The sequence below is a fragment of the Acinetobacter sp. XS-4 genome (assembly GCF_023920705.1).
Lineage (GTDB): Bacteria > Pseudomonadota > Gammaproteobacteria > Pseudomonadales > Moraxellaceae > Acinetobacter.
In genome coordinates this window covers 1,855,995-1,870,492 of record NZ_CP094657.1, presented here as the reverse complement: position 1 = coordinate 1,870,492, position 14,498 = coordinate 1,855,995, and the positions used below count along the sequence as shown (strand labels likewise).

13 protein-coding genes are annotated in these 14,498 nt (G+C 38.0%); 6 read left to right on the top strand and 7 right to left on the bottom strand.

All coding sequences use genetic code 11. The features are described 5' to 3' along the window. Positions 1-46 precede the first annotated feature (46 nt). The gene (locus MMY79_RS08760) at positions 47-1,429 is read right to left on the bottom strand and encodes an aspartate aminotransferase family protein (protein WP_252613057.1); all 1,383 of its coding nucleotides are present in this window, start codon (positions 1,427-1,429) and stop codon (positions 47-49) included. A gap of 96 nt (positions 1,430-1,525) precedes the next feature. Here MMY79_RS08760 and MMY79_RS08755 point away from each other — a divergent pair, with 96 nt between their 5' ends. After that, positions 1,526-2,455, top strand: coding sequence for a LysR family transcriptional regulator (locus tag MMY79_RS08755; protein WP_252613056.1), 930 nt, complete (start codon positions 1,526-1,528; stop codon positions 2,453-2,455). Between the two features lie 66 nt (positions 2,456-2,521). On the opposite strand, the gene MMY79_RS08750 is transcribed toward MMY79_RS08755, so the two are convergent. Then, on the bottom strand, positions 2,522-4,879 hold the full coding sequence (locus MMY79_RS08750) for a molybdopterin-dependent oxidoreductase (protein ID WP_252613055.1): 2,358 nt from the start codon (positions 4,877-4,879) through the stop codon (positions 2,522-2,524). Between the two features lie 92 nt (positions 4,880-4,971). Next, positions 4,972-5,310, bottom strand: a complete 339-nt coding sequence (fdxA, locus tag MMY79_RS08745; protein WP_252613053.1) for a ferredoxin FdxA — start codon at positions 5,308-5,310, stop codon at positions 4,972-4,974. Between the two features lie 259 nt (positions 5,311-5,569). Between fdxA and MMY79_RS08740 the strand changes: the two genes are divergently transcribed. Together MMY79_RS08740 and MMY79_RS08735 are read left to right on the top strand one after the other, a co-directional pair. Then, positions 5,570-7,126 carry a DUF2306 domain-containing protein gene (locus MMY79_RS08740; protein WP_252613052.1) on the top strand — a complete coding sequence of 519 codons (1,557 nt, stop codon included), beginning with the start codon at positions 5,570-5,572 and terminating at the stop codon, positions 7,124-7,126. A 21-nt stretch (positions 7,127-7,147) separates the two neighbouring features. Further along, positions 7,148-8,050: an alpha/beta fold hydrolase gene (locus tag MMY79_RS08735; RefSeq protein ID WP_252613050.1), complete on the top strand. Its 903-nt coding sequence runs from the start codon at positions 7,148-7,150 to the stop codon at positions 8,048-8,050. A 118-nt stretch (positions 8,051-8,168) separates the two neighbouring features. On the opposite strand, the gene MMY79_RS08730 is transcribed toward MMY79_RS08735, so the two are convergent. Beyond that, the gene (locus MMY79_RS08730) at positions 8,169-8,618 is read right to left on the bottom strand and encodes an SRPBCC family protein (RefSeq protein ID WP_252613049.1); all 450 of its coding nucleotides are present in this window, start codon (positions 8,616-8,618) and stop codon (positions 8,169-8,171) included. Between the two features lie 227 nt (positions 8,619-8,845). Next, entirely contained in the window at positions 8,846-9,760 is a 915-nt protein-coding gene (locus tag MMY79_RS08725; protein ID WP_252613047.1) for a LysR family transcriptional regulator, read from the bottom strand. Positions 9,761-9,842: 82 nt separating this feature from the next. On the opposite strand from MMY79_RS08725, the gene MMY79_RS08720 reads away from it, so the two are divergent. Further along, on the top strand, positions 9,843-10,820 hold the full coding sequence (locus MMY79_RS08720; protein ID WP_252613046.1) for an alpha/beta fold hydrolase: 978 nt from the start codon (positions 9,843-9,845) through the stop codon (positions 10,818-10,820). A gap of 83 nt (positions 10,821-10,903) precedes the next feature. Here the strand turns inward: MMY79_RS08720 and MMY79_RS08715 are convergent, their stop codons facing one another. Further along, positions 10,904-11,764 (bottom strand): arylamine N-acetyltransferase, encoded by an 861-nt coding sequence (locus MMY79_RS08715; RefSeq protein WP_252613045.1) that lies wholly within the window; start codon positions 11,762-11,764, stop codon positions 10,904-10,906. A 91-nt stretch (positions 11,765-11,855) separates the two neighbouring features. After that, complete coding sequence (locus tag MMY79_RS08710; protein WP_252613043.1) at positions 11,856-12,584, bottom strand: alpha/beta hydrolase; 729 nt, start codon at positions 12,582-12,584, stop codon at positions 11,856-11,858. 290 nt (positions 12,585-12,874) lie between these two features. Here MMY79_RS08710 and MMY79_RS08705 point away from each other — a divergent pair, with 290 nt between their 5' ends. Both MMY79_RS08705 and MMY79_RS08700 read left to right on the top strand, forming a co-directional pair. Beyond that, positions 12,875-13,447: an isochorismatase family cysteine hydrolase gene (locus MMY79_RS08705; RefSeq protein WP_252613041.1), complete on the top strand. Its 573-nt coding sequence runs from the start codon at positions 12,875-12,877 to the stop codon at positions 13,445-13,447. Beyond that, on the top strand, positions 13,447-14,460 hold the full coding sequence (locus tag MMY79_RS08700) for an FUSC family protein (RefSeq protein ID WP_252613040.1): 1,014 nt from the start codon (positions 13,447-13,449) through the stop codon (positions 14,458-14,460). Before MMY79_RS08705 ends, MMY79_RS08700 begins: the two co-directional genes overlap by 1 nt. The last annotated feature ends 38 nt before the right edge of the window (positions 14,461-14,498 follow it).

Below are 14,498 nucleotides of genomic sequence, written 5' to 3'. Positions count from 1 at the left end.
TTGTGTCTATTCATCTTTTCGAACTAAGTTTTTAAGTCGATCAGTGTTATTTCACTTGATAAATTGCTTCACCTACGGCATTCATGAGTCGTTGCAACTCTGCCTCTGTACTATTAAACATTGGACCAAACTGAAGCGTATCTCCGCCAAAACGGACATAGAAACCCGCTTTCCAAAGCTTCATACCAATTTCAAAACCACGAATCGTCGCATCGCCATCACGTGGTGCTAATTGCACAGCACCAATCAGCCCACAGTTGCGTATATCAAGAATATTTGGAGCACCTTTTAACTCATGTAAAAGTTTTTCAAAACTTGGAGCCAAAGCAGCTGATTGATGAATTAAATTTTTCTTCTCTAAAACATCAAGTGTCGCTAAAGCCGCCGCACAGGCAACCGGATGCGCCGAATAGGTATAGCCATGGGTAAATTCAACCGCATGTTCAGGTAAATCTTGCTGCATAAAGGCATCATAAATTTCATGGCTTGCCACCACGCCACCCAGTGGAATAGCACCGTTGGTAATTTGTTTAGCAAAATTTAAAATATCTGGCGTAACGTCAAAATATTCTGAAGCAGTCCAAGCTCCCATTCGCCCAAAACCAGTAATGACTTCGTCAAAAATAAGTAAGATATCGTGTTGATCGCAGATTTCTCTTAAGCGTTTTAAATAACCAGACGGCGGCACAATACATCCTGCCGAGCCAGAAACAGGCTCTACAATGACTGCGGCAATATTAGATGCATCATGTAGCTCAATTAACTTAAGCATTTCATTGGCAAGCTCTACGCCACCAGTTTCAGCACAGCCTTTAGTAAAACTTAAATCGGGCTGCAAGGTATGCGGTAAGTGGTCTACATCCATAAGCTGACCAAACATTTTACGGTTGCCACCAATACCGCCCAGACTTGTCCCCGCAACGTTTACACCATGGTAGCCACGTGCGCGCCCAATCAGCTTGGTTTTGCTTGGTTTACCTTTAATTCGCCAATAGGCACGAGCCATTTTGATTGCTGTATCTGCGGACTCTGAACCTGAGTCGGTAAAGAACACATGCTGCAATTTTTCAGGCATATGTTGAATAATTCGTTCAGCCAATTGAAATGACAAAGGATGACCAAACTGAAATGCAGGAGAGTAATCAAGTTTGGCTAACTGAGTACTCACTGCTTGCTGAATTTCAGGAAGTGTATGCCCAGCACCACAAGTCCACAGACCTGATAATGAGTCGTAGACCTCACGGCCAGTGCTATCAATTAAATATGATCCTTTAGCACCAACAATCATGCGTGGATCTTTATGGAAATTACGATTTGCAGAAAATGGCATCCAATGCGCTTGATAATTTAAGCTCATCTGAGCATTTGATTGAACGGTTTCCGATGCTGCATTGTCATCAGTTAATTTGTCGATATCAAACATAATCACTCTTCTTGTTTTGAGGCTATTTTTTGAGTGTACATAGCACTATAGTTTTGATAAATTCAAATTATCTTGAGTTTAGATTCAAAAAAACAAAACTAAATGAAACCTAAAAAATTAAATCAAGTCACTGATTTTGATATTAAATTACTTAAAGTTTTTAAAACGGTTTGTGACTGTCACAGCTTTACGTCTGCCGAAAGTATTCTTGGCATTAGTCGTTCTGCGATTAGTTTGCATATGAGTGATTTAGAAAATCGTTTAGGTATTCGACTATGCCAACGTGGCCGCGCAGGGTTTGCATTGACAGATGAAGGGCGTGAAATTTTAGAATACATAGAAGTGCTTACCGCTTCTATCGAAGACTTCCGCTCTAAAGTCAATCAAATGCATAACCGTCTAAAGGGTGAGTTTAATATAGGTATTATTAATAACCTCGTGACCATGCCAAGTGGCTACATTACCAATACGCTGGCACAACTTGCTGAAGAACATTCTGAAGTGATCATTAACATTAGCATGAGCACCCTTTCAGATATTGAGTGCCGTGTGCTAGACAACCGTTTACATGCGGGAGCAATTCCCCTTGTGACTCCGCTGTCTGGCCTAGACTATTTTGATTTATATAGCGAAAGTTCATTTTTATATTGCGGTAAAAACCATCCTTTGTTTGGCAAATGTAGCAAGATGGATTTAGATGAATTAAAAAAATGGCAAGCTGTACTTCCTAATTATGCAATTACACCTGAAGCGGCAAAGTTACACCAGCTTTTAGACTGTAAAGCGACAGCAAGTGACCGTGAAGGAATTGCATTTCTGATTTTAACGGGAAAATTCTTAGGTTTTTTACCCGATCATTATGCAAAAAAATGGGTTGAAGATGGCTTTATGCAGCCTGTTTCAAAGGAGAAAATGCATTACAGCACATCCATTTGCTTAATTACTCACAAAGGCAAAAACCATAATATTATTTTAAAAACTTTTATGGATATGCTTGAGAGGCGGATAGTCATTAAGCAAAGTGAAAATTAATTTTGTATAAATAAAATATATATAAATCAAGGGCTATTTTATTAATAGCCCTGATATTTTTAAATATCAACTACTTAATTGATTTATTTTGCAACGTATATACTTTAAATTTGGAATTCCAGTATATTTATCCCGATCATTAACATCTGACAACTCGTTAATGCTTACGCCCGTATTAACAAGCTCTCCAGTTTCTGGATCTGGATATTTTAAATTAAATAAATTAGGCAAATGTAAATGCCCTTTTCGTGTGCTTCCATCTACACTAACTGGCACAATTACTTCTCCTCTTTTTGTTTGTAAATTTACAAGATCTCCACTTTTAATATTTAAACTCTCTGCATCAGATGGATTGACCAACATTGCATAAGGAATTTCTCTTCCTTTTCTCCAAGAAGGATCACGCACAATTGTATTAGCAGTCCACCCTGTTCGCATTCCTCCATCTAAAATAAAAGGATAATCAGAAATTTCTTCTTGCTTAAGCATTAATTCCTTTAAATCCGCAATAAAATCATCTTGAAATAATCTGGCTTTTTTATCTTTAAAATGGCAGAAATCATTGAAGTTATTTTGTTCATCTAACAAACCAAGGATAACTCCCTCTGGGTGATCATTGATAAGTTCAAATATTCTTTGAGCTACCACAAATGGGTTCTTCACAGACTTTAATTCTGGGAATTGTAAGTTAATTTGCTTTTTTCTCGTTAGTGCATATCCAACTGATAACAACCAGATATAGGCCATCAATGGATTTTTTAGTTGTGGACCAAGTGTTTCATATAAAATGAAAAAGATTCGCCCTATAATCGCCATTATCTCCTTAGTATTTAATTTTCCTTTAAAGGCTGATGCTCCAAGGCTTGTAAGAAAAATAGGTGTATATAGAGGATTTTGGATTTTTTTTGCTAATTTTTTTTGCCACTTTGAGGATGCCTTAATAATGCCCATAGCCTTTGCTAATCGATAATATATTTCTATCTCTGGCAAAGCATCCGAAGGACCACTTATTACAGGTGGCCGAACTTGAGCATATATTACATCTTTTGGAAATACTGCTATTTCCCATTTCTCGTAACCAGCTGGAGTGGGTAATACATAATCTGCGACTTGAGCAGTTTCTGTCATATTGGGTTCAATAACCACCAATAAATCAAGCTGCTCAAAAGCTTCCCTAAACTTTTTGGAATCTACATAACTTACAAGAGGATTTGCTCCATCTACAATAAGTGCTCTTATACGATGTGGATGGCTGGAAAGAATTTCTTCTGGTATCAAATTAGGCGAAAATTGCATCATTGGAGCAATTAATGCAGATGCTTTGATATTAGATTCAAGTGGTTCTTGTAATCTAGGTAGAATAGGAAATTTAGGACCAAATTGCTGAACAAATATATTCCCGCCTTTCTCTCCTAAATTACCAGTGATTAAGGATAAAGTACGTATTAAATAACTAATTAGAGTCGTATTAACTCCATGATCGACACCTAAGTCATAACATATGGCTGAGGATGAAGCTCTAGCAAACTCTCTAGCTACTGTTTGAATTTCCTCAAGTGTCAATTCAGTCCGTTTGGCCATATCATTAAGATCAACTGTCTTAAGCATTTCCGCAACTTGTTCAAAACCTTTAACACGCTTTTTTATATATTCTTGATCATAAAGATTCTCACGAACAATAATTGAATTGAGAGCAAGCAATAAGTAAACATCTTGAGCAGGCTTTATACATAAATGGAAATCAGCCCTACGAGCGGTTTCAGATACTCTTGGATCAATAACAGCTATTTTTCGATTTGGGTCTTTTACTATTTCTCTAATGGTTTCAGTTGCATTGATTCCGCGATTGCTAATTAAAGGATTTGTGCCTATATACAATACAAATGCAGCATTATGCTCATCTCCAGCCAAATAATGATCATGCCCACCTTTAAAAAGACGTTCATCTACTAAAGGGTGCTGAATTTTTTCTTGACCAAGTGCATTGAAAAATGAACCTGAGCCAATTGAATAAAGAAGTGGTAATGCGCCAAATACATTTGAGTGGTTACCTTGACCACCAACACCAGCAATGCCAATAGCCCTAGGAGCATAATTTTTTTGAATAAATTTTAATTTTTCAGCTATTTCATGAATAGCCTGATCCCAAGTTATTTCACTAAATGTACCATCTGACATTTTTTTTAATGGGTGGTGCACCCTTTGTTTGTGATGAACACTATTTGGAATAGCAAATGCTTTATTACAAATGTAGCCTTTAGTGGTGGGATTTGTTTTATCAGCTTTAACTTTAACAATAGTATTATCTTTTACATCAAGTTTAACTCCACAATTATGCGAACACAGTACACATATGCTTGATAGTTCTGTTGCATTCTCAGCTGTTAATGCAGCTCCATCTTGAACTTTATCTGAACTAGCCATAAAAAAACTCCCTATATCTTTTTAAATTTTTTAATACTTACGTAAAAGTTACATATTTTTTTCTTGGCGTTATTCTATTAACTCGCTTAGATTTAGGCCCCATTTCTATCTAATACACTTAGTTTATTCGTAACACCTTGCCACTTTTCATGTTCACTTAATGCATTTTTTTTCTCAGTTATTCTCTTCCAGTTTGGATGTTTAGACAGTTCCTCATTAATAAGAATGAAGTCTCTTTGAGCATCAGGTACATCATCTTCAGATCGTATCGCATCAACAGGGCATTCTGGCTCACATAGTGCGCAATCAATACACTCACTAGGATTGATAACTAAAAAATTAGGTCCTTCATAGAAACAATCAACTGGGCACACAGTCACACAATCCGTATGCTTACATTGAATACACTCTTCTAGAACAATAAAAGTCATAAAAAGCTCCAAACAAGTTCCATAAAGGAATTAGTAATAAAAGGGCTAGATTCGAAAGTCAATGAATTTGAGATAACTGGATAAGGATGCTGCTCCCCTGTTCTTTCACTCACACCTATTTATTACTTTGGCCTAATTTGTCATTTATTCGGTCAAAATAGACATTACAAAGTTCCTTTTTGGAACTTAGCATGTAAAGTATATAAAAATTCAGATGGTCTAAATCTGGTTTGCAAATTGTTCAAGGGATAAAAATAAAATGAAATCAACTCAAAGTACAAACAGCGCTGTATTTATGTTTGGAAAGCTTTCAGGTGGAATCTTTCTATCTATCATCATTATTAGCATGATGATAGCGGGCTGGATTGCTCTAGAAGAAGGCAAAGGTCGTTTTCTAGATGGGTTCATGGGTAAACTTTCAACAGAGCAAATTGAGCAAACAATTAAGACTGTACGTACAAACCCAACTCCAGAAAATATGCGTCACGTCAGTGCTGAAATATGGGGCTTATCAAAATTACATAATGCTTCACACTATGCCGATTCTAAACTGATGGAACAAGGTCTGTATTACACCACAATGTCAAACTACAACAAAGGACTCATGGTCGTCCATGTTCTTTTTGGTAGTGTTTGCATGCTATTCGGTGGTTTACAATTCTGGCCTTATTTCCGAAAAAAATACTTAAAAGCACATCGTCTTATTGGTGCTTTATATATTGCTACTGTACCCATAGCAGTTATTGCATCCCTGCTTTATCTTGCCAATACCGCGCCACATCATATCTATGATCATTTGGTTGCATGGATTGGACTATGGATATTTGGTGTACTCTCGTTAATTGCAATCACGATGGCTGTTTTTGCAATTAAAAAGCGTAAGATTTATGAGCATCAAGCATGGATGGCTTTATCTTTCGTCAGCTTAATGGTTGCACCTATGCTGCGCTGGGATTGGGCAATACTTGCAGCAATTTTTCCCCACATAGACCAGCAAACTTTAAATCTGGTCACTATGGGGTTAATGCTGCCGGAAAGTTTGCTTATTGGCTATGGTCTGATTCTGATTAATCGCCAATATGCGAGACCAATGGCTCAACGTAAACCGAATCCTATCGCTATTCGTGGTAGTGAGATTTATGTTCGTGTGTTACCTATACTTTACGCTTTAGCTATTGTTTCAGGCATTATAAGTTTTACTTACTATATAATTGGTCAAGGTTTCTCTAGCTTTGGTTTTGCTAAGCACCTTGTCCCTGCCGCTCTAATTACGCAAGAATCCAGTGTTTTATCATCTCATCCAATAGCCAAAACAACATTTATTATTTCTATCATTGTAGCTTTGCCTTTGGCTCTATACATGTTCAGAAATTTACTGATCCGTCCATCTACAACCACTCCTTTCCAGCAACACCATTTAGCAAACTTCATCGCTATTTTGACAATCATAGCGGGAAGTTCTGCATTTTACATCGGCTGGAACATAGGCCTTATGCCACAGAATGTTCTGTTTTCTGGTGGAACGATGTATGTCGTAAATGGTGCTTTACTCGTCTTTTTCGGCATTTTCTTTTTAACTGCAAATCGTCGTAAGCATTGGGCATATATGAAAGAAAGTTTGGTTTTTCTTATTTGCCTATTACCATTCCCAACGCTTTATTGCCTAACTATAGGCATCATCAGTTTTCTTCCTCTTCCTATTGAATATATTTTGGCAGGCCAAGGCTTTGTCATCCCTATTGGATTTAGTACTGCTTTACTCTTTCTCGCTTTTTTTCATGTCATTTATGGCCAAGCCACCCGCGAACATAACTAAATATTTAATCGGAGAATAAACATGCAGCAACCAGCCTTCTTTGTTTCATCCTCAACCGATATTCAAATTGCTGTTTATACTTGGGGGGACGAACCAACCCATGAGCATCCACGCGAAATACTAATATTTGCTCATGGATTTCCAGATCGGGCACTCTTTTGGGAAAAAGTGGCAAAACAACTTGAAAATGACTTTTATGTTGTTGCTTTTGACATGCGCGGATGTGCAGAGTCAACACATATTAAAGGATATAGACATTATCGGTTCGAGCATTTAGTCAATGACCTCTATGCAGTTATTGATGCTGTAAGCCCAAATCAAAAAATACATTTAGTTGGACATGACTGGGGAGGCATTTATGGGTGGGATGCTATTCGAGATAGTGAAGGAAAAAAACGAATTGCTTCATTTACAACCATGTCGCCAAGTTTAGAACAGGTTGGGCTATATTTACGAAGACGCTTACTCAAACCTACCCCAAAAAACTTATGGCAACTGATTGTTCAACTCTGGCGTAATAGCCTTATGACCTTCTTTACGCTACCTATTCTTCCAGAATTATTATGGTACAGCGGCTTAGGAACGTTGATGATGAAATGGATGATTACTTATTATGAGTCTGACGTTCATTATCAAAAGAATATAGGCGTTGAAGGAGATGCTATTCGATATTTAGGCATTTATCGTGCAAACCTACTACAACGTGTTCTATTCGCAAAAAAGGTAATGACAGACGTGCCCATACATACATTAATGGCTTTGCGAGACCCATTTTTGCCCCCCTATCTTTTTAATGACAGTAAAGACTGGGCAAGTAACTTAAGTGAATCCACAGTAAATGCAGCTCATTGGGCACCACTAAGCCAACCAAAAGTGTTAGCCGATAATATTAGAAAATTTCTTCTATCAATAAATAATAAGTAATCATTATAGAACTAGTGTAAAAGCCCGCTAGAAGGCTTTTACACTAGTTCCTACATTCACATTTCTAGACATTTTATAGCTAGGATCGAACCTATCTTTCTAAGATATTCACTCTCTTCTATTTAGCCTTTTTAACTATAATTTTTTTCATCTGTAACGACATTAGCTTTAAACCATATCCACTTATCCATGCAATCAATGGTAATGTAAAACTCACTTTCCCCTTCATTTCAATCGTTGACTCCCATGTCATTTGTGTACCACCTTTTACCGATTTAAATGACATGCGGCCACCAATATGGCTCAAGGAAAGCGGCCATTTGATAAATTTATAATCCCAATAATGTGGATAATTCACATCCATGACTTGCTCATGAAAGACACCAAACCCTAAATCCAATTCTCGGATAGTGCCAAGTGAATAGCTTTGTTCTGATTGCCCAGCTTGTAACACTCGTGTGCTTTTAACACCAGATAATAAACGGTAAGTTTTATAATCAGTAAAAGTGTCAAAAACTTGTTCTATAGGTGCAGGTATAAACGTTGAAGCTTTACAAGTTTTTCTCATTTAAATACTACCTATAAAAAATTAGCAACTTAAATACTTATGTAACTTCAATAATAGCTATTATTGACTTTTAAATTAGTGAAAAATACACAAGTTCCAAAAAAGAACCATATAAATAGAAGTAAACCTGTATTGTTGTCTTGTCAACTAAAAACTTGAAATTCAAAATTAAACGTGTACTAGAAATTACTATTGATTATGTAAGGCTATGATCTATCAATTTCCACTTAAATCTTAAATTCAGAACGAATCAAATCAATTAATGCTTGCAATGCATTGGAAACGTGCCGATGCCCCGGATAATACAAACATAACCCATCATAACTTGGACTATACTCCTCTAAGATGATTCTAATTTTATTCTGTGCCACATATTCATGTGTTAAGTGTTTGGGAACAAATGCAATTCCTATACTATCTATTGCAGCTTCAACCATCAAAGGCTGATCGGTTAAAGTAAGTGCTCCTCTCACATCAAATTTTTTAATTTTGCCATCTATATTGAATTCCCATTGAAAGATTTCTCCACTTTCAAATCTAAATCTAATACAGTTGTGGGTATATAAATCATTTGGAATTTTAGGAACTCCGTATTTATTTAGATATTCAGGTGATGCAATCGCTACAAACTCTTCACTTTTTGTTAAGCGGATAGCTACCATTTCTTGGGGAATATTGTCTCTTAGGCGAATACCTGCATCAAATTTATCTTCTACTATATTCACTAACCTTCCATCACAGACGATATCTAGCTCAACAGATGGATTGATATCTAAAAACTTTTTTAGTATTGGCTTCAAAATCATACGGACAGCCCCCTCACTAGAATTAATCCGTAAAATTCCATTTGGTTTTTCTCGAAAGGCATCTAATTGGTTTACTGCTGTAGCAACATTTTCCATGGCAGGTTGAAGTGAACTATATAACTGATACCCCGCATCCGTTAACGAAACACTCCGTGTAGTTCTATTGAACAATCTCACATCTAGCCGGTCTTCCAAGTTTTTAATCGCATGGCTTACCGCTGAAGGCGTCATGTTTAATTCGACTGCGGCTAGGCGAAAATTACGATGGAATGCTGCAGCCAAAAATATAGTTAAGGCAAACATTTCACCACTTTTTAATTGATGAGTGAATTTCATCTTTCTATACAGTTTTATGAGATTGTTCTCAATAATATTCTACTTTTAGAATCAAAGTACACCATTAATAAGAGTAACGATCATGTCAAAGCATGGTAACTACACTAAAGAAAAAGTATCTTTTGACTCTCATGGCGATCAAGTTGTTGGTGATATTTACAAGCCTCTTGGTAACGGACCATTCCCTACAGTAATTATCTTAGGCCCCTATTCTTTTCAAAAAGAACAAGCACCCACACAATATGCAACGAGAATGGCTGATGAAGGTTATTTGGCTCTAGCCTTTGATCCACGAACTGTGGGTGAAAGTGGAGGAACCCCTCGTCGCCTTGAAAATCCAAAAATGAAGAATGAGGATGTTGTTTCAGCTATTGACTACATGTTCACGCGATCTGATGTAGATACAAGCAAGATTTACCTTTTGGGAGTCTGCCAAGGTGGGCCAGAAATGCTTGATATCGCATCTTATGAAGATCGGGTTCAAGCTGTTGTATCGGTTACAGGTTATTATCGTGATACCGAGACTGATTTATTTATGATAGCTGCGGGTGTAACTGAAAATCCTTTTGATACAACCACCGCTCCTTCAATTGAAGAACTTGAAGCACTTCTACAAAAGCGACTAAAACATGCTCAAGAAGCAAAAGATCTTTATGAAACAACAGGTGAAATCATTTATCAACCTCTTGTCTCACCCGATCTTGGCGATCGAATAAATGGCTCAAATGCAGGACTGCCGGGACCTCTCGTATGGAGTTGGTATGGCCCATGGACATTAAAAGGTTGGGAAAACCAATATGCTATCATGAGTGACCTTGATCATTTTTCTTACTCTACTGTAAACGGCGTTTCTAAACTGACAAAGCCCGCTCTTATCATTCATTCAGATACCTGTATGAACCCAGCAGCTGCTCGCAGACATTACGACTCTATTCCAACATCTGATAAAGCATTAATTTGGGAAAATGGTACAAATCATTTCCAGTATTATGAACAACCAGACGTAGTAGACAGAACAGTAGGACATGTAACAGACTGGTTTAATCGCCACATCAATTAGTTTAAAAATACTTCTTATGGACTATTAAACTTCAGAGTCGGATTTTGGCCATCAAGTCCGACTTTGACCCAATTTATTTATTCTTACTCTATCCTATCTCCGAGTTTCATTAATAATAGATTTAAATCTTCATCAGCAATGGTTAAGTTAAAATTTTCTTTAAAGCACTTTCTGTAATCTTCGATGCTAATTAATGTTTTCTTGTGAATTCCCGTATTTGAATATTCTTTCATAACATTATTGTTTATCGTTTTTCTTTTGCCATCATGAATAACTGAAAACATTAAATTTTGAGTGAACAAAGATTGTGGTGAAGTTGAAATATACCAATTAGCTGTGATGATGTCAGACTGCGCAACTCTATGCTCTGGATTAAATGCATATACATTTATCCAAGTATCCTTTATATAAGCCTGTAACATAAATTTCATTCCAAGAAGTGCGGACTCTGCAACCCCTGAATTGAGCACATCAACCAAATGGAATGATTCATAAGGAGTATTTTGAACTTCATTTATCTTACTCAGTGATAAAACACCCGTTGGGGTCATTCCTCCAAAGCCTGGATCAAATAAAAAAAGCTCATTATTTAACTTAACGATTGAAAGTAGGTGTGTTTTTATAGGAGCTTCTACATGTGTGCCTTGATAATAAACCCTTGCTAAAAGATTAAATGCTTCAAACCCTAATTCATTTAAAACATAAGTAGTTAACACGTTTTGTTCAAGGCAATACCCTTCTCGTTCATCATCTAAAAGTTTTTTCGCGACTTGTTCAATATCTACCGATATAGCATTTCCTAAAAATGCATCTAAATTGCCAAAAGGTATACTTTGGATATGTAAGTTTAGAATTTCTGAAAGATCATCAAATGTTAAAGATACGTTTCTATTAAATCCAATTTTATTTAGATACTGTCGTGAGATAGATAAGTTAGAGTCCATACATTTTCCCAAACAAAAAATAATAACTTGTTAGTATAGCTTTACAATAATTTAACTCTGATGAAGTCCATTTAAATAAAAAATTGAAAATTTAATTTCCAAAGTTATCTTCTCCTTGCCAGAGCTCCTTTTCAACTAACCAATTTGAAATCTTTAAAGCCAAGATGGCAGCTTGTTCAATTGGAATCATATGACCAGTATTATTAATCACCTCATGCTTTGCATAGGGTAATTGACCTAATAATTCAATTGCTTCCTCACCGGAACGAAGTTGATCCTCACTACCAGAAATAATTAAGGTTGGACATATTATCTTGCTTATATCATATGAACTTCTATCCAACATAGACTGTTTAACAAACTCGTCATAACCTAATCTATTACCCATTTCCTGAATTCTTTTCACAAGATTTCGATTTTGAGCATTTGATGTATGAAGCGTTTTCGCAATAGAGATCGAACTCAGCCCACGGAAACTTTCTTTAGAATTAAGTCGAATAGCAGTTAATTTTTGATTTTTTTGTTCCTCACTATCAGGGCGTAGTGAAGATGCTATTAAGATGAGTGCCTTAACTTTTTCAGGAAATTGTTCCGCTATAGATCTAGCAATATAACCTCCAAGTGAGAAACCAATCACTACAAAGTTTTCAGGCACATTTTCAGCAATTTTTTGAGCAATTTCCTTGATTGTGCATCCGTCTTTTAAACTAGCCCGAAATATTTTCCACTCTCTAGGTAAGGCATTTACCAACTCATCCCAGAGAGACTCATCAAGCATAAAGCCAGGAATTAAAACAACAGAAAGAGATTTCTTATTCATAAATCAGTTAGTACCTTCTCCAATGATCTTCAAAGGTCATTTAAACATACCTCCACATTAGACATATACGCTAACTTCGTTGGTACACATCTGTATTTTTAAATCTTAAATTTAAAGTAAAAAATATGTAATTACTTGCATATTGAAGTTCCTCAAGGACCACGCGCTGGTGCGTTATGCGTTCTTATGCGGTCACAGGCAATATTTTACTATAACAATATAGCTATGTTATTATAGTTAAATGCCATTTTAGGCTGCCAATTCATGTCTTCAACCAAAGGCCAAACATCGTGAATACTGCTCTGATCGCACTTGACTACATTTTAGATATTTCACATCCCGAAGGAAAAATTGCACGCTCGGCACAGCAAGTGCTGGAACGTAATGTCATCGGTCACGCCAATCGAGCATTGGCACTGGCACAACAAAAAGACTGGCTACGCATTCTGGTCAAAGTCGGCTTTGCCGCTGGCTATGTTGACCAGCCCAAACGCTCACGTATGTTTGGCCAAGTAGATAAATTCTGTGCGCTAGCACTAGATCAGCCTGGCACAGCGTTTCATCCCGATCTGGCGTCCGAGTTGGGGGAACTAGTAATCGTCAAACCTCGCGTTAGCGCCTTTTATGGCACCAACCTTGATGCAGTGCTGCGAGCACGAGGTATCGAGCGGTTGATTATCTGTGGTGTCAGCAGTACTTGGGCGGTACAAAGCACGGTACGCGACGCACATGATCGAGATTATCAAGTATTGCTACTCGAAGAAGCTTGCGCGGCTGCCACGCTGGAAGAGCATCAGATATCGATGGAGACACTTGCCCACATCGCCGAAATTGTCACTCTAGAAGATCTAAAGGGTCGTTGATGCCTCAGATGCTATCAGCACTAACATCAGAAATTGATCTGCGGTCTTTAAAACGTGCTGCTTGGGTGTTAGCACCTTTGCTAGCACTCACATTACTGACGGGTGACACCAACTGGCTGAAAGCTTCTATCCTGACCATTTCACTATTCATCACTTATGAAAGAGCCGAGTTAGCGCCGCTCGGTGTAGCATGCCAAGCCCTAACCTTTTTGCTAGTCTTTCTAACGTTATTGTTTGCCATGGGCCAACCCATCATTTTTGTACTGGTCTGTGCACTGGCCGCGGCAGCGGCTGTGAGGGTATCAGCCTATGGCGGCAAGCTGAGGTCTCTTGGAAATTTCACCTTTATTCCTGCGCTCTATCTGGCATGTGAGACTGCGGAAGGAATCACCCCAGCACAATACTCCCAGCATGTTCTGGTGCTATTGCCCTTTCTGATGGTTGCTGTGCTGCCAGTGTCAGTGATCTCACTTGTTGAACATATACAAGTCAGTCACCGTTTGCGTCATATATTTAGGTTGCATCGTACCGGTGATCTCGGCACGCGAGCTATATGTGGCGAAGCTGTGGTGACTGTGTGCCTCGCAGTGGCGTTGGCTGCGGCAATTGTCGAGTGGCGCCAACTGGATTATGGTCAATGGGTGATCTGGTCAGCCGCCAGCGTAGTGACCGGCGACATGGCAACAGCACGCCAGAAGTTGTATCAACGTGGAGCGGGAGCTTTAGTTGGCGTACCGCTTGGCATGCTGCTAGGCTATGCGATGCCACACAGCCTGCTGATGTATGAGCTTTTAACCGTTACCGCTATGCTTACATTGGTGTCTTTCTCACACTATATATTGGGTTTTGGTGCTCGCTGTGCCTGCATCGCCAGTGCGATGATAGTAGTTGGCCAAACTCCCGATATTGCCGCAGAACGGGTGCTCAATGTGTTACTAGGAGGAAGTATCGGTCTACTGTTCGTTTTTTTGCTGCATGTCGTCATTACTATCAGAACCCGCGCTCATATATAACGCTAAACTCTCTGTTTTACCAATTTAAGTTGACCGCA